General features: G+C 69.4%; 34 protein-coding genes. 16 read left to right on the top strand and 18 right to left on the bottom strand.

What is annotated here, in order from left to right:
• Positions 1-26: 26 nt before the first annotated feature.
• From nagB to ACLIME_RS13300, 4 genes are all read right to left on the bottom strand, one after another.
• On the bottom strand, positions 27-812 hold the full coding sequence (gene nagB / locus ACLIME_RS13315; protein ID WP_124767739.1) for a glucosamine-6-phosphate deaminase: 786 nt from the start codon (positions 810-812) through the stop codon (positions 27-29).
• 19 nt (positions 813-831) lie between these two features.
• The gene (murQ, locus tag ACLIME_RS13310) at positions 832-1,728 is read right to left on the bottom strand and encodes an N-acetylmuramic acid 6-phosphate etherase (protein WP_411557212.1); all 897 of its coding nucleotides are present in this window, start codon (positions 1,726-1,728) and stop codon (positions 832-834) included.
• Between the two features lie 87 nt (positions 1,729-1,815).
• On the bottom strand, positions 1,816-2,979 hold the full coding sequence (locus ACLIME_RS13305) for an anhydro-N-acetylmuramic acid kinase (protein ID WP_411557211.1): 1,164 nt from the start codon (positions 2,977-2,979) through the stop codon (positions 1,816-1,818).
• Positions 2,976-4,298, bottom strand: a complete 1,323-nt coding sequence (locus ACLIME_RS13300) for an MFS transporter (RefSeq protein WP_411557210.1) — start codon at positions 4,296-4,298, stop codon at positions 2,976-2,978. Before ACLIME_RS13300 ends, ACLIME_RS13305 begins: the two co-directional genes overlap by 4 nt.
• A gap of 202 nt (positions 4,299-4,500) precedes the next feature.
• On the opposite strand from ACLIME_RS13300, the gene ACLIME_RS13295 reads away from it, so the two are divergent.
• Positions 4,501-5,391: a MurR/RpiR family transcriptional regulator gene (locus ACLIME_RS13295; RefSeq protein WP_411557209.1), complete on the top strand. Its 891-nt coding sequence runs from the start codon at positions 4,501-4,503 to the stop codon at positions 5,389-5,391.
• A gap of 69 nt (positions 5,392-5,460) precedes the next feature.
• Here ACLIME_RS13295 and ACLIME_RS13290 read toward each other — a convergent pair whose 3' ends face one another.
• Positions 5,461-6,066, bottom strand: coding sequence for a TetR/AcrR family transcriptional regulator (locus tag ACLIME_RS13290; RefSeq protein ID WP_411557208.1), 606 nt, complete (start codon positions 6,064-6,066; stop codon positions 5,461-5,463).
• Between the two features lie 128 nt (positions 6,067-6,194).
• Between ACLIME_RS13290 and ACLIME_RS13285 the strand changes: the two genes are divergently transcribed.
• Together ACLIME_RS13285 and ACLIME_RS13280 are read left to right on the top strand one after the other, a co-directional pair.
• Complete coding sequence (locus ACLIME_RS13285) at positions 6,195-6,851, top strand: hypothetical protein (protein ID WP_411557207.1); 657 nt, start codon at positions 6,195-6,197, stop codon at positions 6,849-6,851.
• A gap of 44 nt (positions 6,852-6,895) precedes the next feature.
• Positions 6,896-7,522 (top strand): hypothetical protein, encoded by a 627-nt coding sequence (locus tag ACLIME_RS13280; protein WP_411557206.1) that lies wholly within the window; start codon positions 6,896-6,898, stop codon positions 7,520-7,522.
• Positions 7,523-7,552: 30 nt separating this feature from the next.
• On the opposite strand, the gene ACLIME_RS13275 is transcribed toward ACLIME_RS13280, so the two are convergent.
• A complete protein-coding gene (locus ACLIME_RS13275; RefSeq protein WP_411557205.1) occupies positions 7,553-8,344 on the bottom strand; it encodes an SDR family NAD(P)-dependent oxidoreductase in 792 nt (263 codons plus the stop codon).
• A 96-nt stretch (positions 8,345-8,440) separates the two neighbouring features.
• Here ACLIME_RS13275 and ACLIME_RS13270 point away from each other — a divergent pair, with 96 nt between their 5' ends.
• Entirely contained in the window at positions 8,441-8,929 is a 489-nt protein-coding gene (locus ACLIME_RS13270; RefSeq protein ID WP_411557204.1) for a MarR family winged helix-turn-helix transcriptional regulator, read from the top strand.
• Positions 8,930-8,982: 53 nt separating this feature from the next.
• Positions 8,983-9,387 (top strand): VOC family protein, encoded by a 405-nt coding sequence (locus tag ACLIME_RS13265; RefSeq protein ID WP_411557203.1) that lies wholly within the window; start codon positions 8,983-8,985, stop codon positions 9,385-9,387.
• Here the strand turns inward: ACLIME_RS13265 and ACLIME_RS13260 are convergent.
• From ACLIME_RS13260 to ACLIME_RS13245, 4 genes are all read right to left on the bottom strand, one after another.
• Positions 9,342-9,851 carry a hypothetical protein gene (locus tag ACLIME_RS13260; RefSeq protein ID WP_411557202.1) on the bottom strand — a complete coding sequence of 170 codons (510 nt, stop codon included), beginning with the start codon at positions 9,849-9,851 and terminating at the stop codon, positions 9,342-9,344. The genes ACLIME_RS13265 and ACLIME_RS13260 overlap by 46 nt on opposite strands.
• Positions 9,852-9,991: 140 nt before the next feature.
• Positions 9,992-10,465 (bottom strand): GNAT family N-acetyltransferase, encoded by a 474-nt coding sequence (locus ACLIME_RS13255; protein WP_411557201.1) that lies wholly within the window; start codon positions 10,463-10,465, stop codon positions 9,992-9,994.
• Between the two features lie 101 nt (positions 10,466-10,566).
• On the bottom strand, positions 10,567-11,349 hold the full coding sequence (locus ACLIME_RS13250) for a phosphotransferase (protein WP_411557200.1): 783 nt from the start codon (positions 11,347-11,349) through the stop codon (positions 10,567-10,569).
• 43 nt (positions 11,350-11,392) lie between these two features.
• Positions 11,393-11,986, bottom strand: a complete 594-nt coding sequence (locus ACLIME_RS13245; protein ID WP_411557199.1) for a phosphatase PAP2 family protein — start codon at positions 11,984-11,986, stop codon at positions 11,393-11,395.
• 250 nt (positions 11,987-12,236) lie between these two features.
• On the opposite strand from ACLIME_RS13245, the gene ACLIME_RS13240 reads away from it, so the two are divergent.
• From ACLIME_RS13240 to ACLIME_RS13230, 3 genes are all read left to right on the top strand, one after another.
• The gene (locus ACLIME_RS13240) at positions 12,237-12,620 is read left to right on the top strand and encodes a cupin domain-containing protein (protein ID WP_079704208.1); all 384 of its coding nucleotides are present in this window, start codon (positions 12,237-12,239) and stop codon (positions 12,618-12,620) included.
• 104 nt (positions 12,621-12,724) lie between these two features.
• Positions 12,725-13,237 (top strand): NUDIX hydrolase, encoded by a 513-nt coding sequence (locus ACLIME_RS13235; protein ID WP_241160969.1) that lies wholly within the window; start codon positions 12,725-12,727, stop codon positions 13,235-13,237.
• Between the two features lie 79 nt (positions 13,238-13,316).
• Positions 13,317-13,775, top strand: coding sequence for an NUDIX hydrolase (locus ACLIME_RS13230; protein WP_411557198.1), 459 nt, complete (start codon positions 13,317-13,319; stop codon positions 13,773-13,775).
• A 9-nt stretch (positions 13,776-13,784) separates the two neighbouring features.
• Here the strand turns inward: ACLIME_RS13230 and ACLIME_RS13225 are convergent, their stop codons facing one another.
• The 4 genes from ACLIME_RS13225 to ACLIME_RS13210 form a co-directional block, all read right to left on the bottom strand.
• Positions 13,785-14,183: a GyrI-like domain-containing protein gene (locus ACLIME_RS13225; RefSeq protein ID WP_411557197.1), complete on the bottom strand. Its 399-nt coding sequence runs from the start codon at positions 14,181-14,183 to the stop codon at positions 13,785-13,787.
• 53 nt (positions 14,184-14,236) lie between these two features.
• A complete protein-coding gene (locus ACLIME_RS13220) occupies positions 14,237-14,530 on the bottom strand; it encodes a hypothetical protein (protein ID WP_411557196.1) in 294 nt (97 codons plus the stop codon).
• A gap of 159 nt (positions 14,531-14,689) precedes the next feature.
• Entirely contained in the window at positions 14,690-15,526 is an 837-nt protein-coding gene (locus ACLIME_RS13215) for an alpha/beta fold hydrolase (RefSeq protein ID WP_411557195.1), read from the bottom strand.
• A 249-nt stretch (positions 15,527-15,775) separates the two neighbouring features.
• Positions 15,776-16,846, bottom strand: coding sequence for a S41 family peptidase (locus ACLIME_RS13210; RefSeq protein ID WP_086472352.1), 1,071 nt, complete (start codon positions 16,844-16,846; stop codon positions 15,776-15,778).
• A gap of 123 nt (positions 16,847-16,969) precedes the next feature.
• Between ACLIME_RS13210 and ACLIME_RS13205 the strand changes: the two genes are divergently transcribed.
• The gene (locus ACLIME_RS13205) at positions 16,970-17,377 is read left to right on the top strand and encodes an SRPBCC family protein (protein ID WP_274498786.1); all 408 of its coding nucleotides are present in this window, start codon (positions 16,970-16,972) and stop codon (positions 17,375-17,377) included.
• Complete coding sequence (gene bla, locus ACLIME_RS13200; RefSeq protein WP_411557194.1) at positions 17,374-18,312, top strand: class A beta-lactamase; 939 nt, start codon at positions 17,374-17,376, stop codon at positions 18,310-18,312. Before ACLIME_RS13205 ends, bla begins: the two co-directional genes overlap by 4 nt.
• 14 nt (positions 18,313-18,326) lie before the next feature.
• Here the strand turns inward: bla and ACLIME_RS13195 are convergent, their stop codons facing one another.
• Positions 18,327-19,376, bottom strand: a complete 1,050-nt coding sequence (locus ACLIME_RS13195) for an SDR family oxidoreductase (RefSeq protein ID WP_411557193.1) — start codon at positions 19,374-19,376, stop codon at positions 18,327-18,329.
• An 85-nt stretch (positions 19,377-19,461) separates the two neighbouring features.
• Here ACLIME_RS13195 and ACLIME_RS13190 point away from each other — a divergent pair, with 85 nt between their 5' ends.
• From ACLIME_RS13190 to ACLIME_RS13170, 5 genes are all read left to right on the top strand, one after another.
• The gene (locus ACLIME_RS13190) at positions 19,462-19,776 is read left to right on the top strand and encodes an ArsR/SmtB family transcription factor (RefSeq protein ID WP_124767719.1); all 315 of its coding nucleotides are present in this window, start codon (positions 19,462-19,464) and stop codon (positions 19,774-19,776) included.
• A gap of 99 nt (positions 19,777-19,875) precedes the next feature.
• Positions 19,876-20,319: a hypothetical protein gene (locus ACLIME_RS13185; RefSeq protein ID WP_411557192.1), complete on the top strand. Its 444-nt coding sequence runs from the start codon at positions 19,876-19,878 to the stop codon at positions 20,317-20,319.
• Positions 20,312-20,638: a transcriptional regulator gene (locus ACLIME_RS13180; RefSeq protein WP_411557191.1), complete on the top strand. Its 327-nt coding sequence runs from the start codon at positions 20,312-20,314 to the stop codon at positions 20,636-20,638. The genes ACLIME_RS13185 and ACLIME_RS13180 overlap by 8 nt, the downstream gene beginning before the upstream one ends.
• A gap of 125 nt (positions 20,639-20,763) precedes the next feature.
• The gene (locus tag ACLIME_RS13175) at positions 20,764-21,117 is read left to right on the top strand and encodes a UBP-type zinc finger domain-containing protein (protein ID WP_079704193.1); all 354 of its coding nucleotides are present in this window, start codon (positions 20,764-20,766) and stop codon (positions 21,115-21,117) included.
• Entirely contained in the window at positions 21,114-22,373 is a 1,260-nt protein-coding gene (locus ACLIME_RS13170; RefSeq protein WP_411557190.1) for an FAD-dependent oxidoreductase, read from the top strand. The genes ACLIME_RS13175 and ACLIME_RS13170 overlap by 4 nt, the downstream gene beginning before the upstream one ends.
• A 41-nt stretch (positions 22,374-22,414) precedes the next feature.
• Here ACLIME_RS13170 and ACLIME_RS13165 read toward each other — a convergent pair whose 3' ends face one another.
• Both ACLIME_RS13165 and ACLIME_RS13160 read right to left on the bottom strand, forming a co-directional pair.
• A complete protein-coding gene (locus tag ACLIME_RS13165; protein ID WP_411557189.1) occupies positions 22,415-23,635 on the bottom strand; it encodes an MFS transporter in 1,221 nt (406 codons plus the stop codon).
• Between the two features lie 31 nt (positions 23,636-23,666).
• Positions 23,667-24,482, bottom strand: a complete 816-nt coding sequence (locus ACLIME_RS13160) for an SDR family NAD(P)-dependent oxidoreductase (protein WP_228501397.1) — start codon at positions 24,480-24,482, stop codon at positions 23,667-23,669.
• A gap of 240 nt (positions 24,483-24,722) precedes the next feature.
• Here ACLIME_RS13160 and ACLIME_RS13155 point away from each other — a divergent pair, with 240 nt between their 5' ends.
• The gene (locus tag ACLIME_RS13155) at positions 24,723-25,736 is read left to right on the top strand and encodes a GlxA family transcriptional regulator (RefSeq protein WP_411557188.1); all 1,014 of its coding nucleotides are present in this window, start codon (positions 24,723-24,725) and stop codon (positions 25,734-25,736) included.
• On the opposite strand, the gene ACLIME_RS13150 is transcribed toward ACLIME_RS13155, so the two are convergent.
• On the bottom strand, positions 25,733-26,536 hold the full coding sequence (locus tag ACLIME_RS13150; RefSeq protein WP_411557187.1) for a family 1 encapsulin nanocompartment shell protein: 804 nt from the start codon (positions 26,534-26,536) through the stop codon (positions 25,733-25,735). The genes ACLIME_RS13155 and ACLIME_RS13150 overlap by 4 nt on opposite strands.
• Position 26,537 lies beyond the last annotated feature (1 nt).

Below are 26,537 nucleotides of genomic sequence, written 5' to 3'. Positions count from 1 at the left end.
GCGTCGTCGGCCATCGCCCGGCCGATTCATTCGAAGCGTTGCCAGTCCGGCCGGTTGTCGTAGGTGTAGCGATAGTAGTCCGACAACTGCAGCCCTGATGCCGCTGCCTCGTCGACGATGACGGTGGCGTGCTCGTGCAGCTGGAGCGCCGACCCGGGGACGAACGCGCTGAGCGGTCCTTCGACGGCGGCCGCGACGGCGTCGGCCTTCCCCGCACCCTGGGCGACCAACACGAGCTCGCGCGCCTCGAGGATGGTCCCGAGTCCCTGCGTCATGCAGTGGGTCGGCACCTGGTCGGGCGAGTCGAAGAAGCGGGCGTTGTCCTGGCGGGTCTTCGGCGCCAGGGTCTTGATGCGCGTGCGTGACGCGAACGACGACGTCGGCTCGTTGAACCCGATGTGTCCGTTCGACCCGATGCCGAGGATCTGCACGTCGATGCCGCCGGCCTCGGCGATGGCCCGGTCGTACTCCTTCGCGGCGGCCGCGAGGTCCGCAGCGCGACCGTCCGGGACGCGGACGCGCGAGGGGTCGAAGCCGAGCGGGGCGACGACCTCACGCGCGATCACGCTGGCGTACGACTCGGGGTGGTCTGCGGGGATGCCCACGTACTCGTCCAGCGCGAAGCCGCGCGCTTCGGCGAACGACAGCGAGCCCGCCTGCACGCGACGGGCCAGTTCCGCGTAGATGCCCTGCGGGCTGGACCCGGTCGCGAGCCCGATGACGGCCTGGGGCCGCCCGGCGACGATCGACGCGATCTTCGCGCCGGCGACGCGACCGACTTCGGCGGCGTCGGGAAGGATGATGATCTCCACGGTGTCCTCTCGTTCCTGCTCAGGCGCTCGCCGCGGCCACGGCCGAGCGGACGTCGCCGTCGTGCGATTCCAGCAGCCGGGCGGCCGTCGCTGCGTCCACGTCGGCGAGGAGCATGACGACGGCGGTCTTCGCGTGGGCGCCGGCCTGCTCCAGGGCGGCGTCGGCGATCGGCCGTTCGACACCGGTGGCGTCGGCGACGATCCGCTGCGCGCGGTCGACGAGCTTCTCGTTGGTCGGCTTCACGTCGACCATCAGATTGGAGAAGACCTTGCCCGAGCGCACCATGGACGCGGTGGACAGCATGTTGCACACGAGCTTCTGTGCGGTACCGGCCTTCAGACGGGTCGAACCGGTGAGCGCCTCGGGGCCGGTCATCACCTCGATGGCGATGTCCGCCTCGGCGCTGATCCTGGCGTTCCGGTTGCAGGACACCGCGATCGTCCCCGCGCCCAGGTGGCGTGCGTAGCGCAGGCCGCCGATGACGTACGGGGTGCGACCGCTGGCCGCGAGACCGACGACGACGTCCGTGGGGCGGAGGTCGGCCGCGATGAGTTCCGAGGCGCCGAGCTCGATGTCGTCCTCAGCACCCTCGACGGCGACGACGAAGGCGTGCTCGCCCCCGGCGATGAGCCCAACGACCTCGGAGGGGTCGGTGCCGAAGGTCGGCGGGCACTCGACCGCGTCGAGCAGTCCGATCCGACCGCTCGTCCCCGCGCCGAGGTAGATCAGTCGTCCACCCTGCCGACGAGCCTCCGTGATGCGCCCCACGGCGCGCGCGATGCTCGGCAGTTCCGCTCGGACCGCGTCGGCGACGAGTCGGTCCTCGTCGTTGATCACCTCGAGCAGCCGGAGCGTGTCCAGCGTGTCGAGGTCGACCGTGCGCGGGTTGCGTCCCTCGGTGGAGAGCGCTGCCAAGGTACTCGATGCTTCAGGCACGATCGGCCCTCCGTTCTGGGTCGGACGGGCTGGCGCCGTCGTGGTGGTCCGTGGGGCTGTCGACGGTCATGCTTCGAACCGCAGCGAGCGAGGCGGCCCGTCGAGCGTCCGCGCGGGGAGCGAGTGCCCCGGGACGATCGCGCCCAGGACGCTGCCGTGCGAGGCGCCGGTGGCCGAGGGGAGGGACCCCGCCTGGCCGTTCACCGTCAGGAAGCCGAGGACGGCGAAGGCGAGCGCCTCCTTCGCGTCGGACGGGAGGCCCGCGTCGTCGCTGCTGACGACGTCGGCCTCGGGGAGTGCAGCCCGGATGCGCGCGACGAGCTGGGGATTGCGCACCCCTCCGCCGGCGAGGATGACGCGCTCCACCCCACGGACGGCGTCGGCGACGGTCCGTGCGGTCAGCTCGGTCAGGGTCGCGACGAGGTCCTCGATCGGAAGCGTCGGACGGCCGGCGAGCTGCTCGCGGAGGTAGTCGAGGTGGAACAGTTCCTTGCCGGTCGACTTCGGGGCGGGGCGCTGGTAGTACGGCTCGCGCAGGAGGAGGTCGAGCGTCTCCTCGTCGACGGTGCCACGCGCGGCAAGCTCGCCGTCGGCGTCGAACTGCCGGGCGCCGTCGGTGTGCTCGGCGACGACGGCGTCGATGAGGGCGTTCGCCGGCCCGCTGTCGAAGGCGATCGGGTCGTGGCCAGGCCGTACGATGGTGGCGTTGGCGATGCCGCCGAGGTTGACTGCCGCTGCGGTCTCGCCACCCAGCCAGAGCGCGTCGATCATGCTCACGAGCGGAGCACCCTGCCCGCCGGCCGCGACGTCACGTGAACGCAGGTCGGCGACGACGGTGCAGCCCGTGCGTTCGGCGATCCAGGCCGGCTGGCCGAGCTGGAGCGTGCCCTCGACCCGGCCGTCCTCGACCCAGTGGTACATCGTCTGGCCGTGGGAGACGATCAGGTCGGCGTCACCGTCGCAGAGCTCCGCGACCGCTCGGACCGCGAGGTCGGCGAAGGCTTGCCCGATCCGCGTGTCCAACCGACAGATGTCGTCGACACTGGTGGTCGCCGGTGGCAGGGCTGCGGTGATCGCGGCTCGCAGTTCCGGGTCGTACCCGGCGGTGAGCATCCCGAGGGGGCGGACGACGAGGGTGTCGCCGTCCACGCTGATCTCGGCTGCGGCGGCGTCGATCGCATCGTGCGAGGTGCCGGACATGAGGCCGATGACGCGCATCGGGCGGCTCACTTGCGCAGCTCCGCCCGGTGGGCGTTCCCGCGGAGCGTACCGATGGCGATCGCGCTCACGAGGCAGGTCGCCATCACGTAGTACGCCGGGACGTCGACGTTGCCGGTCGAGGCGATCAGCGAGGTGATGATCAGGCCGGCGCTGCCCGAGAAGACGGCGTTCGAGATCGAGTAGGACAGCCCGAGGCCGGTGTACCGCACGGAGGTGGGGAACATCTCGGCGAGCATGGCGGGGCCCGGGCCTGCGATCAGGCCGACGACCGCTCCGGCGACGAACACGGCGAGGCCGTGGACTCCGACGCCGAGGTCCGGGTTCTGCAGCACGTTGAGCAGGGGCAGCGCCAGGATCACGATGAGCCCCGTACCGGTGAGCATCACCCAACGCCGACCGATCTTGTCCGACAGCCAGCCGGCCGGGAGGATCGTCGCGGCGAAGCCGGCGTTCGCGAGGACCGTGGAGATCAGTGCTTCCTGGAACGAGGCGTTGAGGCTGCTCTGGAGGTAGGAGGGCATGACGACGAGGAAGGTGTACCCGGCGGCGGACCAGCCCATCAGGCGACCGATCCCCAGGAGGATCGCCTTGGCGGTCTCGGCGGCGCCCGCACGCACGACCGGCTCGGCGACCGTGGTGGTGTCGGCGGTGGCGACCTTCTGGAACTCCGGGGTCTCCTCGAGCTTCAGGCGGAGGAACAGGGCGACCGCGCCGAGGGGGATGGCGAGCAGGAATGCGATCCGCCAGCCCCACGCCGCCAGATCGGCTTCGGACAGCAGGGATGCCAGCAGCGCGACGGTACCGGCACCGCCGAGGAGTCCGAGCGCGACCGTGAACGACTGCCACGATCCGTAGAAGCCGCGCTTCCCGGCCGGTGCGAACTCGGTCATGACCGAGACGGCGCCACCGAACTCACCGCCGGCGGAGAGACCCTGCAGGATGCGCACGATCGTGAGCAGGATGGGCGCCGCGATGCCGATGGAGGCGTACGTCGGGAGGATGCCGATGAGTGCGGTCGCCCCGGACATCATGACCAGGACGAGGATGAGGGTCGGCTTGCGGCCGATCCGATCGCCGATCCGGCCGAAGAGCGCCGCCCCGACCGGGCGGAAGAAGAAGGCGATCGCGAAGGACGCGTAGGTCGCGATGAGCGACTCGATACCGGTCTGCTGGCCGTCACTGAAGAACTGCGCGGCGAGGATCGTGGCGAGGAACCCGTAGATCCCGAACTCGTACCACTCGATGAAGTTGCCGACGCTGCCGGCGACGATGGCCCGGCGTCGGGCGGTGCTGCTGATCACGTCGCTGCGTGGTGTGGAGCTGGTCACGGGACCTCCCTTGGTTCCTGGATCGTGCATGCCGGCAGCACCCGCGGTACTCCGCTACACGTGTCGGCCAGTCCGCACCTGAGGAGGGCACTGGTCGCGAGTCGGTGCAACAAACATACACAATTCGATCATGGATGGTAATTTCCATACATCCTGACCGCGGGTGCCGACGGTACAGTGATGACGGTCGAGAGGAGCACCGATGGGAGCCGACGTCCACCGGACATCACGGGCGGTGTCCACCGAGGTGCGCGCCCGTCTCGACGAACTCCGTCCCTCCGAGCGGCGGATCGCCGAATCGCTGCTCGCCGACCCGGGTGCCTTCGCAACGCGATCGGTCGCCGAGATCGCCGAGGAGGCCTCGACGTCGACGACGACGGTCGTGCGCTTCACGCGCAAGATCGGCTATGACCGCTTCAAGGACTTCCGCCACGACCTGACCGAGGAGAACCTCCGCGAGCGGCTCGCGCTCGCCGGGACGAACGTGCAGTCGCCCGACATCGTCGCCGGAGACAGCCTCGACGACATCGTCGCGAAGGTCGCCGCGAACGAATCCCTCTCGATCGCCGACACCGCACAGGCGCTCGACACGGCAGCCCTCACGCGTGCGGTCGCCGCGGTCGCCGGCGCTCGCCGGGTCGACATCTTCGGTGTCGGAGCGAGCTCCATCGTCGCCGTCGACCTGCAGCGGAAGCTCTCGCGGATCGGGCGCGTGGCGCTCGAATGGCCAGACCCTCATGCCGCCTGGACCGCCGCTGCGATCCTCGACGAGCAGGCGGTCGCCGTCGCGATCTCGCACTCCGGCGCGACCGCTGACACCGTCGACTACCTCCGGCTCTCGGCCAGCTCCGGGGCGACGACCATCGCGATCACCAACCACGCGGAGTCGACCCTGGCGACCAGCGCGGACATCGTCCTCCAGACGTCCGCGCGGGAGACGGCGTTCCGCTCGGGAGCGCTCGGCAGCCGGATCGCACAGCTGATGGTCGTCGACTGCCTCTTCATCGGAGTCGCCCAGGTCGACTCCGAGTCGTCCATCGGTGCGCTGCAGCGGACCTTCGACGCGGTCCGGGAGCGTCGCTCGACCGAGTGACGTCCACGCCGACCCTGGTCGGTGTTCGTGGACCAGCTCGGCCGTCGTCGTCGACGAGGCGGCCTGTCGCTACGAGGCGTCCGCGCGCAGGACGGCGGTGACCGCGAGTCGGAGGGACGAGCTCTCGAACCCGAGTCGTGCGCGCGCGCCGGGGAAGGCGCGTTCGAGCGACAGGCCGTTCACGACCGAGAGCAGGAAACGCGACTGCTGCTCTCGATCGCCGTCGACGAGGGCGCCCTCCTCGTGGAGTCGGGCGAGCCACCGGTCAACGCGGCTGACGGCGAGCCGCTCCATGGCGAGGAAGGTCTGGGCGGACTCCTCGGGTGTGGGTGATGCGACGTAGGCGTCGTGGAGCGCGGTCCAGTTCTGTCGCGCGCCGGCACCGGTGCCGACAGCGGAGAGGAGTAGTTGGAGGCATGCCTGCAGGCGTTCGGCCGGCCCCTTCGTCGCGTCTGCCATGGGATCGTCGGGGATGTCGAGCGTCTGGAGCCCTTCGATGACGGTGTCGAGCAGGACCTGCTGCGTCGGGAAGAAGTGCCTGAGGGACCCGGTACTGACGCCTGCCTTGGCCGCTACGGCACGGACGCTCAGTCGCGCGGTCGGGTCTTCGGCGAGCATCGTCGCCGCAGCGACGAGGATCTTGGATCGCGTATCGGAGCCTGCCGGTTCGGTCATGCGCAGGGGCCCTCTTCCCAGTTCTAGTACAGCGTGCTAGCGTGTCCCTCGATTGTCACACTGTACTAGAGATGGCTGTGTCGAGGTGACCCGACGGGCGCCGGTCGGTGTGGAGAGGAGTGTGACGGATGGAACAGAGCTGGCGGGAGCGTCGGTGGACGCGCCGAGCGAAGGCCGGTGATGGCAGCGCGTTGAAGCCGTTCCGCTGGTGGCAGATGACCACCCGGTCGGTGATGTCCATCACTCTCCGCGAACCCGACGGCCGAGCCGTCACGCACACGGTCGATGTCCGTCACGGAGGTGATGCGTCGGACGGTGTCGTCAGGGCGAGGCTCTACCGGGATGGCGCCCTCCACCTGGTCTCCCGGGTGCCGGCGCGATTCGCCGTGCACGGCGGACACATCGAGGTCCGGGTGAGCGAATCCGGTCTCCGCCGTTGCCATTTCCTCGCCGACGACGGTTCCGAGCAGCAGCTGGCGCCGGATCCGCGCTCAGCGGAAGGTCGACGCCTGCAACTCGCTCGTCGACACCCCGTCGCGAGCTCCGTCCTCGGCGCGCTGTCGATCGTCCTCCTGCTCGTCGGCGTCGGCTTGAACGCACTGCAGATCGCGGAACCGATCTCGCAGATCCCGCCGATCGCCGACACCCTCGGCACCTTCGAGTCGCCGCTGCACCTCGACCCGTGGCTGAACATCGCCCTCGGGGTGGGGGCGGCGCTCGGCGCGATCGAGCGAGCCTCCCGCCTCCGTTACCACTGGCTGCTCGACAGCGGAGCGGGGACCTGATGTCGCCGCGCCCGTCCAGCCGATCGAACCGACCGAGGAGCAGCATGCGCGCACCAGCACTCCGACCGTTCCTGGTCATCAGCGAGAATCGACGTGCCTACCTCGTCCTCAACGCCCTTGCGTATGGGCTGACGCTCGTCGGTTTCCTCATCGGTCTCGCCTTCCCCGACCTCACGCGTGCTCGGGAGTCGGCCATGGTCGAGGACGGCACCGCCGCGCTCGTCACGCAGCTCGTGGACACGCCGCCGCTGTTCGCGCTGATGATCCTCGCGGTGAACGTCCTCCGACTGAGTCTGCTCACCATCGTCCTGCCGTCCGTCGTCGTCCCGTTCGCAGGGCTCGTAGCCTTCGGGTTCTGGGCGGTCCAGACCGGGATCACGCTCGTGCCCCTGACCGCCGACGGATGGGTGGCGCTCATCCCGCACGCGCTCACGCTCGTCATCGAGCTCCAGGCGTACATCCTTCTGCTGCTCGGTGTGTACCTGCACGGGGTGTTCTGGGTCCGGCCGGCGGTCGCCGGAGTGGTGCGCCACCGCCAGGGGTACTTGCAGGGGCTGCGGCGGATCGGTGTGCTCGCCCGGCCGGCGCTGGCCCTCCTGGTCATCGGGGCGGTCTGGGAGGCTTACTCGTTGCGGTACCTGGTCCACCCGCTCGGCCAGTGGCTGGCGTGATCGCCGCAGAGCGCCCGGCACGCCCTCTTGCTAGAGCATCCCGGTCAACACTCCGCCGTCCGCACGGAGGGCCGCGCCGTTCGTCGCCGACGCCAGTGGGCTCGCGAGGTAGGCCGCCAGCGAGGCGATCTCCTCGGGCTCGATGAAGCGTTCGAGCAGAGTGGTGGTGTTGCGACCGATGATCGAGGCCTTCACCGCGTCGACCGGCGCGGCCTGGCCGGCGGCGATCGACTCGATCGTCGTGGCGACGCCGGCCGAGTAGGTCGGGCCGCCGAGGATCGTGTTGACCGTCACGGCGCTGCCGCGGGTCAGCTTCGCGAGTCCGTTGCCGAGGGCGATCATCGCCGCCTTGGAGACGCCGTAGTGGATCATGTCGGCGGGGATGTTCACGCCGGACTCGCTGCTGATGAAGAGGATGCGCCCCCAGCCACGATCCAACATGCCTGGCAGGGCGTGCCGGGACAGCCGGACGCCGCTCATCAGGTTGACCTCGAGGACGTGGGACCAGTCGTCGTCCGAGATGGCCTCGAATTCCGCGAGACCGAACTGGCCCACGTTGTTCACGAGGATGTCCACGGCGCCGAGGTCACCGAGCAGTCGCTCGACGGAGGCGGGATCGGCGAAATCCGCGACGATCCCATCGTGGCCGGCATCGGGGTGCGTGCGCCGAAGCGCGGCGACCGCGTCCTGCACCGCCTGCTCGGAGCGTCCGTTCACGATGACGCGTGCGCCTTCGGCAGCGAGCCTCCGCGCGACGGCGGCACCGATGCCGCCGGTCGATCCGCTGATGAACGCCGTCTTGCCGCGGAGTTGCAGGTCCATGTCGTCTCCCTCTGTCGGCGATACGCCGCCTCACTTGCTCAGGCAAGTCACTCTAGGTCGGTTCACTTGCTCAAGCAAGTCGAATAGGCTTGCCCCATGACCGAATCCGCCGAACATCCTGGCCTCAGCGGCGAGCGGCTCGCGGCCTGGGCCTCAGTCGCCACCTTGGTGGAGCGGCTTCCCGCGGCACTCGACGCCCAGCTGCAGCGAGACAGCGGGCTGAGCCACTACGAGCACGGGCTGCTCTTCGCGCTCGACACCGCCCCGGACCGCACACTCCGGATGAGCACGCTCGCCGGGTACGCGAGCAGCACGCTCTCGCGGCTCTCCCGCGCGGTCTCGCGACTCGAGAAGCAGGGCTGGGTGCGACGCGAGGTCGACCCCACCGATGGTCGGTTCACCCTCGCCGTCCTCACGGACGACGGCCACGCGCACGTCGCCCGGTCCACGCCGGCGCACCACGCCCTCGTCGAGGAGCTCGTCTTCGGCTCGCTCACGGAGGCGCAGGTGCGGCAACTGGCCGAGATCAGCGCGAGGATCGCGACGACGATCGATCCGACCGTGCCGTGGGCGCCGTCCGAGTGAACCTCGGAAAGACGTCCTTGTGGGCGCGTTCACGCCGGGCGTAGCTTGACCGCATGAGCCTCTTCATCACGTGTCCGGTCGAGAGCGTCGAACGCGCGACCGCCTTCTACGACGCCCTCGGCTGGACCCGCAACGCGGCGATGTCCTCTGACCAGGTCTCCTGTTTCGAGATCGCTCCCGGGCAATACGTCATGCTCGGGAGCCGAGAGATGTACGCCGGCGTCGGTGGTACTGAGGACCTCATCGGCGGACCGGACACCCCGTCGAAGGTCACGGTCTCGTTCGACCTCGGCAGCCGCGAGGCGGTCGACGAACTCGTCGAGCGTGCCGGGGCCGCGGGCGGGCGGGTCGGGGACACCGACGATTATCCGTTCATGTACCAGCGCCAGTTCGACGACCCCGACGGCTACCACTACTCGCCGTTCTGGATGAAGCCCGACGCCGAGCCGACCGCCTGAGTGACCTCCCCGCGACACGGCACGGCGAGCAGGTCGCCGGGCGCGAGGTCGCGGGGGAGCAGCACGCGCTGCCCGATTCCTGCCGCGCTGTCGAGGTGGAACGACACTGTGTGCGTCGTCGACGCTCGCCCGATCAGCCGGAGTTCCGACCAGCACGGCTCGACGTCCGACAGGCGGGCATCGAGGGTGAGGTGCTGGCCGTCCTCGCCGGACGCCGCAGTGACGACGCGAGTGACGACCACGGAGGCCTGCTCGGTGGCGGACGGGCACCCGCCGGTGCCGGGGATCACCGCTGCCGCCGAGTGGACGCACGGGGTTCCGCGCTGCTCGACCAGGCGCAGCATCGGAACGTCGTCGACGATCACGTCCGTGGTGCTGAGGTGGGTGTGTGCCGGCCAGCGGTCGGGGAGGAACGGGTCCGGGATGCTGCGGCGGAGTGAAGGCAGGATCGTCGTGAGGGTCATGACCTCCGGTCTACGCCTCGCCTCCCGCCGGAGTACCAGTCCTCACGGGATCCATACATCGTTCCCCGGAACCCAGACGGTCTCCTCACGTCGTGCGAGGGCGAGGGGCATCAGCCCTCGACCATGGCTGGCATCTCCTGTCAGAGTTCGCGCGCGAACGACACCGTCGTGGCCGTGCGTCCGGTCTCGGCGAGTCCCGCCTTCAGGAGGACCCGCTGGGATGCGAGGTTGGTGACGTCGGTCTCCGCGGCCGCCCGTTCTGCGCCATGCGCTGCGACGAACGACAGTGCGCCGACGACCGCTTCCGTCGCGAGTCCGACCCCGCGAGCGGCGGGAACGAGACCGTAGCCGAACTCGACGCGACCAGTGCTGTCGGGTGGACCGAAGAAGCCGAAGCCACCGACGGCCGACCCGTCGGCGTCACGGATGAGGTACATCGTGAAGATCGGGTCGCCAGTGGTCGATTCCGCGAGGCCACGGAGCGGGCCGAGCTCGTCGGCGAAGGGGTACTCCGGGTGCCAGGCGTCACCGTCGCGCTCATCGCGTTCGACGATGCGTCGCGCGAGCGCCGGTGAGATCGGTTCGAGGGTGGTTCGTTCGGTGCGGATGATCATCGATGCCAGTCTGGCAGGGGCCAGACACGCATGATCGCCATGCGGTACCGGCCGATGTCACGCCGCCGCCCAAAGTGCCCGTTCTGCTCTTGACCGGAGCGTCAGGGGACGGATTGCGCACTCTCGGCGGCCTGCTTGAGGACCTCCAGCTCGTGACGCACGTGGTCGAGTGCATCCCCGGGGTGGCGATGCTGCAGATCGTGCAGCATGAACCGGCAGGCCCAGATGCGCGCAGCCGTCGACGCGTCGTCGAGGCTCGCGCCGTCGGTCCAGCCCGCGAGGAACGCCCGCCACATCGGCTGGTCGAGCAGCGGTATCGCGTGCGGGTCCAGCCGGAAGATGGCGGAGGTCCTGGCCCGGTCGTAGTCCGGCGACCCGGCTGCGGCGTTGGTCCAGTCGATGACGGCGGTCACGCGGTCGTCCGGCCCCAGCAGGATGTTCAACGGGTGGAGATCGAGATGCAGGAGCGAGCGCTCGCCGTCGATGGAGGCGAACGCCGGCGGAGCGGCGACCGTCCACAGCGCCGCCTGCGCACGACCACAGGCCAGACCCCGGGTGAAGGCCCGCTCCGCGGTCACGCCGCTGAGATCGGCGGCGACAGTGCCGTCGACCCGCTCGATGAGCGCGGCCGCCCATGGTCCACCGTCGGTCGGGACGAAGGTGCCGACGGTCGCCGGGACCGGCACCGCCACGGAGGCTGCGTTCGCAGCGGCGAGTTCGTGCGCGATCGTCTCCGGGGAACCGAGGCGCAGCACGGCGTCGTCGATCCCGAACACCCGCCCGGTCATCCCGCCGAGCGGCTCGAGGCGTTCATGATCGAGCCCGAAATAGGCGCTCGCTTCGATGAGGGCGCGACGGAATCCGCGCTCGTTGTCGTCGACCATCACGTCATCGTAGGTGAGGTGCGCCGTCGGGTCACGGCTGTCGTCACCGTCTCCCCGATGACGAGCGGGTCGCGGCTGAGCGGCGCTGCCATGCCACTGTCGCAACGATGAGGACGGTCGTGATCGCCAGGCCCAGGACCGCTCCCATCGCGACATCATGGACGTAGTGCACGCCTTGCACGACCCGGCCGGCGGCGACGAGCGCCGCCAGCGCGAGCGCCGAGCATGTGACCCACCAACGGCCGACGGCGATCGCTATGACGACGGTCGCTCCGAACGCGAGCGTCGCGTGATTCGACGGCAGTGACCAGTCGCCGGCCGGCGGGCATTCGGTCACGATCGACCACCGGGTGCATGGTCGAGGTTGGGCGAAGAGGAGTTTCAGTCCCTCGCTCGCGGCGTAGGCGAGGCCGACCCCGGCGGCGCCGGCGAGCAGCCGCGCCCGCCGTTCCGGGTGGCGGACCCAGGCGAACGCAGCCGTCGACATGGTCGTCGCCGCCAGGAGTGCGAGGCCGATCTCCGAGGCGAGTTCGACGTTCGGGATGGCCGAGCCGAGGGCGGCGAGCCAGCGCGTGCCGACGACGCTGACGCTGCCCGGCGCTGGGGCGATGAGGAGGGTGAGAGCGAAGAGGGTCACCGCAGCGAACGGTAGGAGGGCGCGGCGATGCGGGATAGAGAGCGGCATACCTCGACCGTATGGACTTGCCACCGGCATCGCATCGGACTCCGGATGGCCCTGATGTCGGCACCGAGTCGGATGTGGAGAGCGCTGAGATCGTGCAACCGGCGCGCTCAGTGCTGCAGTTGTGTGGTCGGAAGCCGGCGCGCACCGAGACTGAGGGGCGATACCGTGCCACGAGGTACGTCAGTCGCGAGACGATGGATGCATGACTGCTCTCCACGGAATCGATATCGCCGCCGAACTCCGACAGGTCGAGGCCCACTGGACTCCTCGAGTGGTCGGGCGGGTCAACGATCAATACGTGAAGGTGGCGAAGCTCCTCGGCCAGTTGGTCTGGCACGACCACGCGAACGAAGACGAGATGTTCCTCGTCGTCTCGGGCACGCTCCGTATCCAGCTCCCCGACGATGAGGAGGTCGTGCTCACGCCGGGCCAGTTCTTCGTGGTGCCGCGGGGCGTGCAGCACAATCCCATCGCCGACGAGGAGGTCGAGATCGTCTTGATCGAGACCGTCACGACCGCGCACACCGGTGACGTGATCGTCGAGGGCACGGTGCCCGTCGAGCGTCAGCTGGGCGACTTCCGCTGACGACATGATCGCCGGACGGCACTCGACCGTAGGGTGGGCGGATGCCTGTTCCGGATGAATCACGTTGGACCACGCTCGGGAAGACGACGGTCCAGCGAGGTCGAGTGACCTTGGTCGATCACGAGGTCCGATTGCCGGACGGGTCGCGGTCGAGCTATCTCGTCGACGAGAGCGTTCCCTTCTCCGTCGCCTCGCTGATCATCGACGGCGACGACGTGCTCCTCGCACGTCAGTACCGATACCCGCTCGACCGCTGGATCCACGACCTGCCGGGCGGTGCCGGTCGAACAGACGAAGCCCCGCTCGATGCCGCCCGGCGTGAGCTCGAAGAAGAGCTCGGTATCGTTCCGGACGACCTCCGACCGCTGCACACCTTCTTCATGAACCCGGGGCGAGCGTCCTGGCCGACACACCTGTTCATCTCGACTCGAGGCATCCGCCCCGGCCTGGCAGACCTGTCGGATCCCGCGGAGCAGGTGCGGCTCGTGCGCATCCCGCTGTCGGAGCTCGACGCGCTGATCGCCACCGGAGCGATCGTCGACCCGCCGCTCATCGTCGCCCGAGCCGTGGCGGCGGCCCAGGGCATCCTCCCGCCGCTGGGAGTGGCAAACGAGTAACGATCTCGCTGAACGCATCTGACCGAGAGCTCGAGCAGGCGCACCGGTCATGCTCCCTGGGTTCCGGTACGCTCGCGGCGTGAACGAAGACGAGACGCTCGTCCACGTGACGCACGATGCGCCGTGGCTTCCCCCGGGAGGCCGGGCCGAGGTGGTCCGCCGGACGACGCCACCCCGGCCGATGTCGGTCGTACGCTTGCTCCTCCGCCACTCCGACCGGGTGTTCTGCGTGCCGAGGCAGGGGACAGGTCGGCTCGATCTCCCGATGCTCGAGACCGCATCCGATGATGCCGACGGCACGGCGGCCGTTCGTGAACTGGCGCAACGCATCACCGGTGAGCACACGGGCATGCACTTCATCGGTGCCGTACGCAACGTCGTGGAGGCACCGGCCGACGGATACGACTGGCCGGCGCCGGTCGCCCACTTCGGCGTGTGGGCTTCGGACGCGACTCCGAAGGCTCACGGCACGTGGGTGCGTCTCGACGATGACGAGCATCAGCTGCGCGACCGACACTGGTACCCGTTGGTGAGCTGAGCCGACAGCTCAGCGCGGCGACCTGACCGGAACGAGGCAATCGACCTCGCCCTCGCGCCGATAGTGCTCGATGTGCGGACGGCTCTCGTCGTGATCGGCGAGGTCGAAGAGCACCTCGAAGGCGTCGCCGATCCGGGCGTAGACGCCGGGCACCTCGCCGCGAAGACGCAGCCTGAGGTAGTCCCCGCCGGGGACCACGGTCTCGTCCAGGCCGAGCGGGTTGTCGGCATCCCGGTCCAGCCGCGCGGACGCCATGCGGTACCTGTCACTTCCTCCGTAGACCAGGCCCATCATCGTGCGCCCCTGCAGCGAGTCGAATGAGTTCTCGAACGCAGGCCAAGCCGCCTGCACCTGCTCGATGTCGAGTGCGACGTCCTGACTGAGGGCGGCGATGTCGTCGAGCGTCACGACGTCGATCCGGCCGAGGTGGTGGGTCCGTGGGAAGTCGGTCGCGTCTCGTGTCATCCGATCCACGTATTCCCTGCGGCGTAGAGGTCGTTGTCCTCGGTGTCATCCCCCTGCAGGAGCCGATGTTGGATCGCTGCCGCGACGCCGGCAAGAGCAGGCAGACCGATGGCCGCGCTGAGGATCAAACCGAGCTCTCCCGACATGATGGCGAAGGCGATTCCGACCCCGAGCACGACGATCACCACGGCACCGAAGATGAGCCAGGCGCGGCGCCGGAGTCGACGCTCAGCCGCGCGTTGTTCCGCCGCCCGGCGTTGTCGTGTGGAGCGCTTGGAGCGTTGCGTCATGTACGAACTCTCTCACGGAGGTCGTACCCGAGGTGCAGTGGTCGGCCGGTTGGCGATCGAAGCATCTCGGGGGATCGCAGCCTGCCGGAGGGGACGCGACGCACGAACGGCGCACCCGAGATGACCCGGGTGCGCCGTCCGTCTCCGGTGGTGGTTCCCTTACTGCTCGATGAAAGCGAGGAGGTCGGGGTTGATGATGTCGGCGTGGGTGGTCAGCATGCCGTGCGGGAAGCCCTCGTAGACCTTGAGGGTCGCGTTGCTGAGGAGCTCGGCCTGCTTGATGACGGCGTCCTTGTACGGCACGACCTGGTCGTCATCACCCTGCATGCAGAGGACCGGCACGGAGATCGCCTTGAGGTCCTCGGTCTGGTCGGTCTCGGAGAACGCCTTGATGCCCTCGTAGTGCGCCACGGCGCTGCCGGTCATGCCCTGACGCCACCAGTTGTCGATGACGGGCTGGGACACGGTGACACCGTCACGGTTGAAGCCGTAGAACGGGCCCGAAGCCACGGCCCGGAAGAACTCCGCCCGGTTCGCGGCGAGCGCGCTCCGGAAGCCGTCGAAGACCGAGATGGGCGTCCCTTCGGGGTTGGCGTCGGTCTGCACCATCAGCGGAGGCACGGACGAGACCAGCACGGCCTTCGCCACACGACCCTGCGGCTCTCCGTACTTGGCGACGTACCGAGCGACCTGGCCGCCACCCGTCGAGTGCCCGATGTGGACGACGTTGCGCAGGTCGAGGTGCTCGACGACCGCCGACACGTCGCTGGCGTAGTGGTCCATGTCGTGGCCTGAGCCGATCTCCGAGGACCGCCCGTGACCGCGTCGATCGCTGGCCACGACGCGGTACCCCTTCGACAGGAAGAAGAGCACCTGGGCGTCCCAGTCGTCCGACGACAGCGGCCAACCGTGGTGGAACATGATGGGCTGCGCCGTCGGGTCGCCCAGATCCTTGTAGTAGATTTCCGTGCCGTCGTCCGTTGTCACGAATGGCATGACTGACCTCCAAGCTCATGTCGAGCCAAGCCGTGCTCGGAACGACTCTCGCGAATTCCACTTCCACGGAATGTGGGAGCGCGACCACGGTAACGCGGCGAAGCGGCGGTTTCGACGGCCAGTCGAAAGTCCCGACACCTGTCCAAACCGGTTGCCGCAGACGTCCAGTTCCGAGTGGCCGAGAGTGCTCGTTCTGCTCGCTGGGCGTGCTCGGACGAGCAGAACCGGCACTCTCGGTGGACGGATCGTTCAGCCGCGGTCGGCGACCCACGCGCCGATCACCGCGGGCAGCTGCGTGAAGTCCTCGACGACGGTGTCGGGCTGGATCGGGACACCGTAGCGTTTGCCGGTGCGATCGGCGTCGACGGCGACCGTCAGGTTGACGACCGCGCCGTCGTAGAGGCGGACCGGCTGGTTCGCCGTGCTGAAGCCGTAGCTCGGCTGACCGAACACGCGCACGTCCGACTGCCCGATGAAGGCGATCGCGACCGCCTCCGCGGAGCTGCCGGTCATCCCGTCGATGACCACGGCGATCGGACCGTCCACCTTCGGCTGCGGCTTCGTCGCCGCGCTCTGTCGATTGCCGTCGGACGAGACGCCGCCGCCCGACACCGAGACGACCGTCGACCTGTCGACGGACTCGAAGGTCTCGACGGTCCCGTCATCGAGCAGTGGTGCCACGGCAGCCAGCATGGGCCACACGTTGCCGCCGTGGTTGTCCCGCAGGTCGACCACCCACGCCGACGTGTCGGGCCTGGCGGCGGTGATCGCATCGACGGCCGTGTCGATGTACCGCTGGCCGAAGGAGTCCTTTCCGGAGCCGCCACCGATGAGTGTCGGGAGGCGGATGGTCGTCACGCCGTCAGCGCTCGTGACGGTGGGCAGTTCGTTCTCCGCTTTCGATCCCGACGACGGCCCGAACAGTTCGGCCGCGGTCGCAGGATCGTTGAAGGTGGTGTGGGGGCCGCCGAGCTCGGCCGCCGCCTTCGTGAGCGGCCCGTAGGTGTCGGCATAGTCGGAGGCGTCCGCGACTGAGGCCAGAGCCCGCTCCCGCACCTGCGTGTAGCGGTCCGGCGTCGCGTCCACGCCCCGCTGCATCGCATCCAGCGCGACCTCCGCATACGTCTGCGGCGATGGTGGGACGAGGTAGATCCCGTACGACCGCAGGAGCGGCGCGGCGACGACCGCGCCGCCGACCACCAGCGCGAGGAATGATGCCGTGACGACGGCAGCGATGAGGCCACGCCGACGCCGACGACGTCGCTGTTCCATGGGGGCCGGTGATGGCAAGGGCGGTCGACTGCGGGTGATGCCGGGCATGCCTCCAGGCTACAAATCGTCGATGGTCGAATCGTCAGCCCGCAGGACGATCCCGCTCGCGGAGCATCATCCGCAGGCGGGACGTGGCGGATGGATCCCACACCGAGGTGGCAGGATGCGGTCATGAGAAGTCACCATGTGAGCCGGGTCATCGGCGCTTCGCCGGAAGCCGTTTACGAATACGCGTCCGACATCGACAATCTCCCACGGTGGGCGGCCGGTCTCGCGCAGGCCGAGGTGGTCCGCGAGGGCGACACACTCTTCGTCGAGTCGCCGATGGGTCGGGTGGAGGTCCGGTTCGTCGAGCGCAACCGCTTCGGCGTGCTCGACCACGACGTCACCCTGCCGTCGGGGACCGTCGTGACCAACCCGGTCCGCGTGCTGGCCCATCCAGAGGGTGCCGAGGTGGTGTTCACCGTCCGACAGATCGAGCTGGACGACGACGCGTTCGCGCGGGATGTCGCGATGGTCGAGGCGGACCTCGAGCGCCTCGATCAGCAGGTCGCCGGGCAGGCCGGCGTTCGTCGATGACGCGGAGCACCGGTGGCGTCGTCGCCGTCGCCCTGGCCGGTGGGCTGGTGTTCGGACTCGTGGGGTGCGCCTCCGCTACTCCGTCCCCGTCGGCGTCGCCGAGCTCCCCAACCTCGGCGCCAACGTCGGCGCCGCCCACGTCGACGCCCGACCTGTCCGGCGAGTTCCAAGCCCTGGAGGCCGAGTTCGGCGCGCGCGTCGGCATCAGCGCCGTCGACACCGGGACCGGCGCGCGCCTGTCCTACCGGGCTGACGAGCGCTTCGGGTACGCCTCGACGATCAAGGCGCTCGCCGCAGCGGTCTTCCTCCACGAGGTGCGCGGTTCGGCGCGTGACGAAGTCGTCACCTGGTCGGCTGAGGATGTCGAGGCGGCCGGCTATTCGCCGGTGACGAGTGAACAGGTCGAGACCGGCCTGACCCTGTCGCAGCTCGCCGAGGCCGCCGTCCGGCGGAGCGACAACACGGCCCTCAACCTCGTCCTCGCGCGGATCGGTGGGCCCGCCGCGCTGGACGCCGCCCTCGTCTCGCTCGGCGATGAGGTGACCGAGGTCGTCAACGCGGAGCCGCTGTTGAACGTGATCGAACCGGGCAGCACCGATGACACCACCACCCCTGCCGCGTTCACCGACAACCTGACCCGCCTCGTCGACGGCTCCTACCTGGAGCCCGCCGACCGGGCGACGCTCCTCGCCTGGATGAGCGGCAACGCGACGGGCGACACGCTGATCCGGGCCGGTGCTCCGGCGGGATGGCAGGTGGCCGACAAGTCTGGGGGTGCGGGTGGGATCCGGAACGACATCGCGATCATCGACCGGCCGGGCGGCGACCCGATCGTCCTGACGATCCTCACGAACACCCTCGACCCGGACGCCGAGTACGACGACGCGTTGGTCGCGGAGGCGGCGAGCGTCGCGCTCGCCGCCTTCGAGCAGTAGGCGGGCTCCTGCGCCTACGGGATGAGTCGCTGATCGCGGAGGTCCTGGAAGATACGGAGGAACATCGCCTCCGTGTCGACGTACTCGTGGAACCCGGCCCGGCGGGACTTCGAGGTGTCGGCGATGACGTCGTAGTCCCACGCGAAGACGAAGTCACCGAACGCCCACGACGACACCTCGGCGTAGCTGGTGGGCGCGAGGCCGTGCCGCTCGACCATCGCGTTCCACAGGGCCTCCTTGTCGGCCATCACCTCGGCGAGGCTCATCTCGAGTGGCGGCGCGACGTCGAGGTCGAAGAAGGCGGCGATCTTCGGCCACATCGACGACCACCGGAACACGTCGCCGTTCGTGATGTTGAACGCCTCGTTGCGTCCGGCCTCGTGCGTCGCGGCCCACACGGTGGCCTTCGCGAGGAGGTCGGCGTCCGTCATCTCGATCAGGCTCGTGTACGCGCCGGGCTTTCCGGGGAATCGCAACGGGATGCCCAGTTCCTTGCTCATGGACGCGTAGACGGCGATGACCATCGCCAGGTTCATCGGGTTGCCCAGGCCGATCCCGGCGACGACCGACGGCCGTAAGGCCGACCACGACCAGGTGGCCCCGACCTGGCGGCGCTCGAGGAACTGCTGCTGGTCGACGTTGAACTCCGGCGGCATGTGCGGCGGGTCGGACTCCTTCGCGGGTGTCGCGAAGGGTCCCAGGTGCGCGCCGTAGACCTTGTAGCCCTGCATCAGACTGATGTGCTCGAGGCCCGGCGCGACGGGTTCGACGGCATCGACGACGTTCGTGAGCATCGCGAGGTTCGGTGCGACGAGCTCGGCCCAGCTCGGGCGGTCCTGGTACGCGGCGTAGAACAGGTGCGTCACCTCCGACAGACCCCGCAACTGGTGGATGGTCGCGTCGCGGTCGAGCAGGTCCACCGCGAGGTGCCTGACGGATCCCCGGTCGGTACCGCCGCGGCGGGACAACCCGATCACGTCCCAGCCGAGCCCCTCGAGGTGGGTGATCAGGTTCCCGCCGATCACTCCGCGGGCTCCGACCACCAGTGCTGTGTGTTGCGCCATGACATCTCCATCGTTAGATCGCGATTTACCGATCCACAGTGTTGCACAACATCGTGGAATCGCGATATTGCGATATGGTCGACGTATGACGAACGCTGACGAGTTGGACCTGGTGGCGGTCTTCAAGGCGCTCGGCCACCCGACGCGCCTGGCCATCCTGGGGTGGTTGAAGGATCCCGAGTCGTTCCCGCCGCAGGATCAACCGGCGGCCGAGGTCGGCGTGTGCCTCAAGCACATCCAGGCGAGGGCCGAGGTGTCGCAGTCGACCGCCTCGCAGTTCATGGCCACGCTCCAGCGTGCCGGCCTCGTGACGTGCACCCGGATCGGCCAGTGGTCGCACTATCAGCGCGACGAGGCCGCGATCGAAGCGCTCGGTCGGCACGTGACGCTCGCCGTCTAGGGGAGGCCGTGGTGCGATGGCAAGCGTCGCGCCCGATGGTTGTTTCCTTTGGGGAAACACTATGATAGTTTCTTCAGACGCAACGACTGGAGGTCGATCATGGATCATGAAGACGCACAGGACCGCTTGAACCAGGCACGAGACGCCTCGCGCCGCTCCGCCCGCCAGGGAGCGCTCACCACCGCCATCCTCACCGCGGTACTCATCACCGCGCTCGGGGTCGTCGTCGACCTCGACATGGTCTGGCTGCTCGGACTCGTCGCCATCGGGTTCGTCGCTCTGTCCCTCGCGCGCCCGGTGAGGCTCCGCCTCGACTGGTCGGACCGGACCGGCGTACTGCTGCTCACCGCGAGCGGCGTGGCGGTCGCCGTGGTCTACGTCGTGACCCAGTGGATCGCCCGTTCCGCAGGTGTCTCCATACCGAACACGGTGTCCGCGGTCGTCGCAGCCGTCGTCGTGTTCGCCGTCTGTCTGCCCGCACTGGTGCGCCTCGCGAACGGCTCCACGCCGCTCGGCGGACGGTCGGGGTCGCGCGATGCCTGACGACGATGCAGCCGAAGACGCCGCGGTCAGCCGCCAGGCGCTGAACCCGCTCTTCCACGAGCCTGCCCGCCTCGCCCTGCTGTCCGCACTGGCGCCCGCCGAGTACACCGACTTCGCCTCGCTCCTGCGCATCACCGGCGTCAGCAAGTCGGCGCTCTCGAAACACCTCTCGGCGCTCGCCGACGCCGGGGTGATCGAGGTCGGGAAGAGCGACACGGACCGCCGCGGACGCCGTATCGCACTCACGACGGAGGGCAGGGTCGCCTTCGACTCCTATCTCGACGCCCTGACCGCGATCGTGCAGAACGCCCGGGGCTGACGGGATGCTGCGCGAACGAACGGTTGACGAGCCTTCGATTTCCGACTGAGGTCGAAGCGGGCCGCGCACGGAGGGCCGTACGGTGAGTCCACGTCACCGCAGCACGAGCCGAGATGAGGTCCACCATGGACGACGTCGAGCAGTACATCAAGCCGGACGTCCCGCCGTCCGGGCCCGGTTGCGTCGAGTGCGAGGCGACCGACAGCTGGTGGCTGCATCTCCGCCGCTGCACGTTCTGCGGGCACATCGGATGCTGCGACGACTCCCTGAACAAGCACGCGACGAAGCACGCGACCACCACCGGTCATCGCGTGATCCGGAGCTACGAGCCGGGTGAGGACTGGTTCTACGACTACGGCACGGAGGAGTCGTTCGTCGGTCCGACCCTCGCGCCCCCGCTCAGTCACCCACGCTCGCAGACGGTCCCCGGGCCGCACGATCGTGTCCCCGCCCAGTGGGAACGACTCCTCGGTTCATGACCGTCGTCGGGGAGGTGGCGATCGCACCACTGCTCGTGTTCGAGCGGTCCTTCGGTCGCGAGGCCTTCGCGATCCGCGACTACCTCACCCGCAGCGGTGTCCCGTTCCAGACGGTGGTCGTCGAGACGGACGAGGACTGTCGGGCACAGCTCGGTTCGGGTCTGGCGGAGGCCCGGCTTCCCGTCGTCGCCTTCCCCGACGGCACCCGGCTCGCCGACCCGACGCCCGCGCAGATCGCCGAACACTTCGGCTGGATCAAGCGACCGCAACGCAGTGAGTACGACGTGCTCGTCTACGGCGCCGGACCGGCCGGGCTTTCGGCCGCGGTCTATGCGGCGTCCGAGGGACTCGATGTCGCCGTGGTCGAACGGGATGCCGTCGGTGGCCAGGCAGGTTCCAGCAGTCTCATCGAGAATTACCTCGGCTTCGCGCACGGCATCTCCGGCGCAGAGCTTGCCGAGCAGGCGCGACGACAGGCGATCGCGTTCGGCGCGGAACTGCTCGTCATGCGTCACAGCCTGAGCCGGAGCTTCGGCGACCACCACATGCAGGCCGAGCTCGCGGACGGCTCGCGACTCTCCGCACGGGCGGTCGTCTGCGCGACGGGGGTGCAGTGGCGTCGCCTCGGCTTGCCGAAGGAGGACGAGCTGGAGGGCTCCGGCGTCTACTACGGCGCCGGCACGAGCGAGGCGTCCTCGTGCGTCGGCGAGCACGTCTACATCGTGGGTGGCGCGAACTCGGCGGGCCAGGCGGCGATGAACCTCGCAGCGCACGCTGAGCGGGTCACCGTCCTCGTCCGCGGTCACTCCCTCTCGTCGACGATGTCGACCTACCTCCTGCGCCGCTTGCTCGCGGCCCCCAACGTCGAGATCCTCGTGGACACGACGGTCACCGCGCTCCACGGCGAGGACCGCCTCCGCGGCCTGACCATCGACTCGGCGGGGACGACCTCCGAGGTGCCTGCGTCGCGCCTGTTCATCTGCATCGGCGGGAGCCCCAACACCGCCTGGGCTCGCGACTCCGCGGTCGCACTGGACCCTCGCGGCTTCCTGCTCACCGGAGGCGACCTGCTGCCGGAGCAGCTGTCGGCCTGGCCGCTCCGCCGTCAGCCCTTGTACCTCGAGACGAACCAGCCCGGCGTGTTCGCCGCCGGAGACGTCCGCGCCAACTCCATCAAGCGGGTCGCGTCGGCCGTCGGTGAGGGCGCGATGGCGGTCTCCCTCGTCCATCGCTACCTCGCCGAGACGTTCGGGTAGGCCGAAGCCGACATCGCCCGTTCAGTGGCAGCCGGGCCCGGTCAGGGCCGGCCGGCCGCTCGCCGGGTCATCGCGACACCGGCGAGCACCGTCGTCACCAGCACGAGGGAGACGAAGATCAGCAGTACGTCGATCTCCGGTGCGAAGGTGAGGGCGAAGCCGATGGCCAGCACCGGGAGGGCGAGGCCGCAGTAGGCGATCAGGAACACGAGCGACAGTGTCTCGCCCCGGCGGGCGGGGTCGGCGAGCGATCCGGCGGTCGCGATCGCCGACTTGAACAGGACGCCGACACCGAGTCCGGCGATGACACCGCCGACGAGGAAGACCCCCAGCTGCGGCAGGACCGCCCCCGCGGCGACCGCGGCGAGTCCGGTGCCACAGCTCACCGTCGCGATCAGGAGTTGGCGCTGCAACGGGAGTCGGGCGAGCAGGACCTGACCGAGCGCGGCGGCTCCGAACACGGAGAAGGTCGTCACACCGGCGAGCAGGTGGTCGGGTGCGTCGAAGGTGCCGATCAGGATGGTGGGCGCGAGTGAGGTGAACAGTCCGAGGAGCGCGAAGCCGGCGAAGGCCCCGAACCCCGCGGCGATGAACGCCCCTCGGGACGACGCCGGGACCGCGAGGCGCTGTGGTCGGTAGCGCCTCCGCGGCTCGCTCTGTTCGACGGTCTCGGGCACGGAGACCATGACGATCGCGGCGATGACGAGCGCCACGAGGAACACCGCGTGCGGGAGCACGAGCGGGTTCGGGAGGAACTCGGCGAAGAGTCCTCCGATGAGCGGTCCGAGGGCGAGACCGCCCAGGTTGCTGGCTCCGGCGACCGATGCCGCGACGATCGAGTTCTCGTCGGGCCGGGCGACCGCGCGCAGCTCGCCGAGGTGAGCGGTCGCCGTCGCGGTGAGCACGCCGATGCTGACGCCGTTGACGACCCGCGCGACGATCAACCCCTCCACGCTGCTCCAGAGGAGGAACAGCATTGCCGAGAGCGCCGAGATCAGGATCGCGATGAGCAGCATTCGCCGCCGCCCGACCCAGTCGCTGATGTGGCCGACGAAGAAGAGGCTGAACACGACGCCGACGGCGTAGGCGGCGAAGATGACGGTGATCGTCGAGACGGGGAACCCGTCCCTCGCCTGGTACAGCGCGTACAGCGGGGTGGGGACGGTCGAGTAGGCCATCACCAGCAGGAACGTGGTGGCGACGATCCAGAATCCGGCACCGTGGGAGACGCGGGATCGGGTCGAAACAGTGGAGGTCGTCATCGGGTCGCTCGGCTCTCGATCGGTGTCGACGTCAGGGCAGGATCGAGTCGACGTAGCCGCCGTCGACCCGGAGCGCGCCGCCGGTGGTGCCGGACGCGAGCGGCGAGGCGAGGTACACCACGAGGTTCGCGATCTCGATGGGTTCGAGGAGGCGACCGATGAGCGACTGCGGGCGGTGCAGACGCATGAACTCCCGCTGGGCGTCGTCCCACTCGAGCTCGTCGCCGACGAGCTGCCGGACGAAGGTCTCCACGCCCGGCGTGTGGGTGGGGCCGGCGATCACCGAGTTCACGGTGACGCCGGTCCCTGCGGCAGCCTTCGCGAAGCCGCGGCTCACCGCGAGGAGGGCGGTCTTCGACATGCCGTAGTGGATCATCTCCTCGGGGATGACCACGGCGGAGTCGCTGGCGATGTCGACGACACGACCCCAGCCGCGACCGGACATGCCGGGGAGCAGGAGTCGGGTGAGGCGAGCGGCCGACAGCACGTTGACCTCGAACATCGACCGCCACTGCTCGTCGGTGATGTCCAGCGGCGGTACGGCCTCGAAGACACCGAGGTTGTTGACGAGGATGTCGACCTGACCGGCCTCAGCGACGAGCCGTTCGGCCCCCTCCCGGGTGGTCGCGTCCGCGGTGATCCCCCGGACCGACTCGACCGATTCGGTGTCGAGCGAGAGGACGGCGGCCTCGAGGCGATCGGCGTCGCGGCCGTTGACGATGACGTCCGCCCCCGCCTCGACGAGCCGCGCGGCGATGGCGTAACCGATTCCGCTCGTCGAGCCGGTCACCAGCGCGGTGCGATGGGTGAGGTCGAGGGGGATGGTCCCCGCGCGTTCGAGTCGCATGAGCGGATCTCCTTGGGCGTCGTGGAGTGGATGGGCCGGATTCCAGGCGGCGGGCCGGTCCGACCGAGGCTACGCCGGCGCCGGGCCGGAGTCTTCGGACGTTCGTCGGCGGCAGGTGCGACAGAAGTCGAATCCGACGTTGGCCGGGGCGCTCTCGTCGGGCAGGATGTGGGGATGAGCCCGCCCCAGCAGGAGCCAGGACCACAGCCCATCCTTGGAGGACCCGTGCGACGACGCCGCGTGGGGATCTTTCTGTTCGACCAGGTGAAGACGCTCGACTTCGTCGGCCCGGCCGAGGTGTTCACCGAGGCGAACCAGCGGGTCGACGGCTACGACGTCCGGTTCTTCTCCCACGACGGCGAGGACGTCGTCACGTCGATGGGACTCCGGGTCGGCGTGGACGCCGCCGCGGCCGACAGCGGACCGCTCGACCTCGTGATCGTCCCGGGGAGCGAGTCCGCACCACAGGTGTACCGCCCGGAGGAGGTGCAGCGTGCGGTCCGCCACCTCGCGGCCCGAGCCGAGCGGGTGGCATCGATCTGCAGCGGAGCGTTCGCCCTCGCGGTCACCGGGCTCCTCGACGGCAAGTCGGCGACGACCCACTGGAAGTTCACCGGCGCGCTCGCCACCGCCTACCCTTCCATCGACGTCCGCCCCGACTCGATCTTCGTCCGCGACGGCGACACCTACTCCTCGGCCGGGGTCGCCGCCGGGATCGACCTCGCGCTCGCGATCGTGGAGGAGGACCACGGTGCGGATGTCGCACGCTCCATCGCGCAGTTGCTGCTCGTCTACATGCGCAGGTCCGGCGGCCAGTCGCAGTTCTCCGCCTCCGTCCGCGCGAAGCCGGCGCGGACCTCGATCGCGAAGGCCGTCGCGGACTACATCCACGGCGATCCGACCCGGGCGGGATCGTTGGCCGACATCGCCGCACACGCGAACGTCGGCGTCCGCCACCTCAACCGGGTCATCCGGGACGAGCTGGGCATGACGCCCATCCAGTACGTCGGCTCGCTCCGACTCGACGTCGCGCTCGGCATGCTGGAGGCCGGGGACACGGTGGGGCAGGTCGCCGCTGCCGCCGGGTACGCCAGCCCGATCGCCTTCCGCCGTGCGTTCGCGGCACGGTACAACACGACGCCCTCCGAGTACCAGCGACGGTTCCGCACGACGGGTGTCGGCGTGGCCGAGGCGTCTCTGCGGACCCGGTCGCCCCTGGCCGACCCGATCGACGGAGCCGTGTCGCCGCGCTAACGGATCGCGATGGCAGCCTCTGGCGTAACGACGCGGAAGCTGAAACTCTCCTCCAGATAGAGGCTCACCGACTCGGCCGAGTGCGCCGCATAGCCGAGGGCGATGTCCTGACCGGATTCGAACAGGAAGTCGCCGCCACGTCGGCTGAGGACGACGGCTCCCTCGATGCCAGGCGTCCAGACGACCTCCCCGCCGAGGATCGCCTCGATGTGCGAGGACAGCCGCGCACCACCGCTGTCGTTGCCGCTCGTGACCGACACCCAGCCCGGTGCGTCGATAACCAGGGCGTAGGGGCCGCCGACCCCGGCCCGCGCGAGCGTCTCGATCGCCGTGGCGACCACCTGTGCGAACCGCGTCGGGTCGTCGTCCCGTGTCAGCGGTGGGTGCGGCGAGGCAGCCGTCGCACCCGTGTACCCGGCCGCGGACCAGCCGGACAGGATCGCCGCGTTCTCCACCGTGGACAAGCGGGTGACCGCGTCGTCGAGCGGGGAGAGGTCCACGTCGAGTGCGCCTCTCGCCGCGCTGTCCAGCTCGCTGCGCATGAGCGCGAAGTCGGCACGCACCTCTGTCAGGGGCAGCGACGCACGCTGTCGGGCGATCACCCCGTCCATCGGGGCGTCGACGACCGCGCCGACACGGCCGATGTCGGTGGAGGAGTGCTCCCAACCCAGCGGGCCGGCGAAGTCGACCACCCGTCGGCCGCCGAGTACCGGGGTGAGGCGCGCACGGGCCTCGTCGTCGAGCATCTGCCAGGTCTCATCGGTGATCGGCGCGAGGTGTCGGAAGAGATGGTTGTTCACG

This window comes from Plantibacter sp. MPB07, from assembly GCF_046619465.1.
Classification (GTDB): Bacteria; Actinomycetota; Actinomycetes; order Actinomycetales; family Microbacteriaceae; genus Plantibacter; species Plantibacter auratus.
This window is presented reverse-complemented; position numbering and strand designations above follow the sequence as displayed.

Coding starts and splice junctions, on each gene's coding strand:
- ACLIME_RS13175 (WP_079704193.1), top strand. CDS start 20,764: ATGGACGACGTCGAGCAGTACATCAAGCCGGACGTCCCGCCGTCCGGG.
- ACLIME_RS13220 (WP_411557196.1), bottom strand. CDS start 14,530: ATGACGCAACGCTCCAAGCGCTCCACACGACAACGCCGGGCGGCGGAA.
- ACLIME_RS13295 (WP_411557209.1), top strand. CDS start 4,501: ATGGGAGCCGACGTCCACCGGACATCACGGGCGGTGTCCACCGAGGTG.
- ACLIME_RS13280 (WP_411557206.1), top strand. CDS start 6,896: ATGCGCGCACCAGCACTCCGACCGTTCCTGGTCATCAGCGAGAATCGA.
- ACLIME_RS13285 (WP_411557207.1), top strand. CDS start 6,195: ATGGAACAGAGCTGGCGGGAGCGTCGGTGGACGCGCCGAGCGAAGGCC.
- ACLIME_RS13160 (WP_228501397.1), bottom strand. CDS start 24,482: ATGCGACTCGAACGCGCGGGGACCATCCCCCTCGACCTCACCCATCGC.
- ACLIME_RS13205 (WP_274498786.1), top strand. CDS start 16,970: ATGAGAAGTCACCATGTGAGCCGGGTCATCGGCGCTTCGCCGGAAGCC.
- ACLIME_RS13190 (WP_124767719.1), top strand. CDS start 19,462: ATGACGAACGCTGACGAGTTGGACCTGGTGGCGGTCTTCAAGGCGCTC.
- ACLIME_RS13165 (WP_411557189.1), bottom strand. CDS start 23,635: ATGACGACCTCCACTGTTTCGACCCGATCCCGCGTCTCCCACGGTGCC.
- ACLIME_RS13265 (WP_411557203.1), top strand. CDS start 8,983: ATGAGCCTCTTCATCACGTGTCCGGTCGAGAGCGTCGAACGCGCGACC.
- ACLIME_RS13255 (WP_411557201.1), bottom strand. CDS start 10,465: ATGATCATCCGCACCGAACGAACCACCCTCGAACCGATCTCACCGGCG.
- ACLIME_RS13180 (WP_411557191.1), top strand. CDS start 20,312: ATGCCTGACGACGATGCAGCCGAAGACGCCGCGGTCAGCCGCCAGGCG.
- ACLIME_RS13185 (WP_411557192.1), top strand. CDS start 19,876: ATGGATCATGAAGACGCACAGGACCGCTTGAACCAGGCACGAGACGCC.
- ACLIME_RS13240 (WP_079704208.1), top strand. CDS start 12,237: ATGACTGCTCTCCACGGAATCGATATCGCCGCCGAACTCCGACAGGTC.
- ACLIME_RS13270 (WP_411557204.1), top strand. CDS start 8,441: ATGACCGAATCCGCCGAACATCCTGGCCTCAGCGGCGAGCGGCTCGCG.
- ACLIME_RS13195 (WP_411557193.1), bottom strand. CDS start 19,376: ATGGCGCAACACACAGCACTGGTGGTCGGAGCCCGCGGAGTGATCGGC.
- ACLIME_RS13290 (WP_411557208.1), bottom strand. CDS start 6,066: ATGACCGAACCGGCAGGCTCCGATACGCGATCCAAGATCCTCGTCGCT.
- ACLIME_RS13260 (WP_411557202.1), bottom strand. CDS start 9,851: ATGACCCTCACGACGATCCTGCCTTCACTCCGCCGCAGCATCCCGGAC.
- ACLIME_RS13210 (WP_086472352.1), bottom strand. CDS start 16,846: ATGCCCGGCATCACCCGCAGTCGACCGCCCTTGCCATCACCGGCCCCC.
- ACLIME_RS13250 (WP_411557200.1), bottom strand. CDS start 11,349: ATGGTCGACGACAACGAGCGCGGATTCCGTCGCGCCCTCATCGAAGCG.
- bla (WP_411557194.1), top strand. CDS start 17,374: ATGACGCGGAGCACCGGTGGCGTCGTCGCCGTCGCCCTGGCCGGTGGG.
- ACLIME_RS13215 (WP_411557195.1), bottom strand. CDS start 15,526: ATGCCATTCGTGACAACGGACGACGGCACGGAAATCTACTACAAGGAT.
- ACLIME_RS13275 (WP_411557205.1), bottom strand. CDS start 8,344: ATGGACCTGCAACTCCGCGGCAAGACGGCGTTCATCAGCGGATCGACC.
- ACLIME_RS13170 (WP_411557190.1), top strand. CDS start 21,114: ATGACCGTCGTCGGGGAGGTGGCGATCGCACCACTGCTCGTGTTCGAG.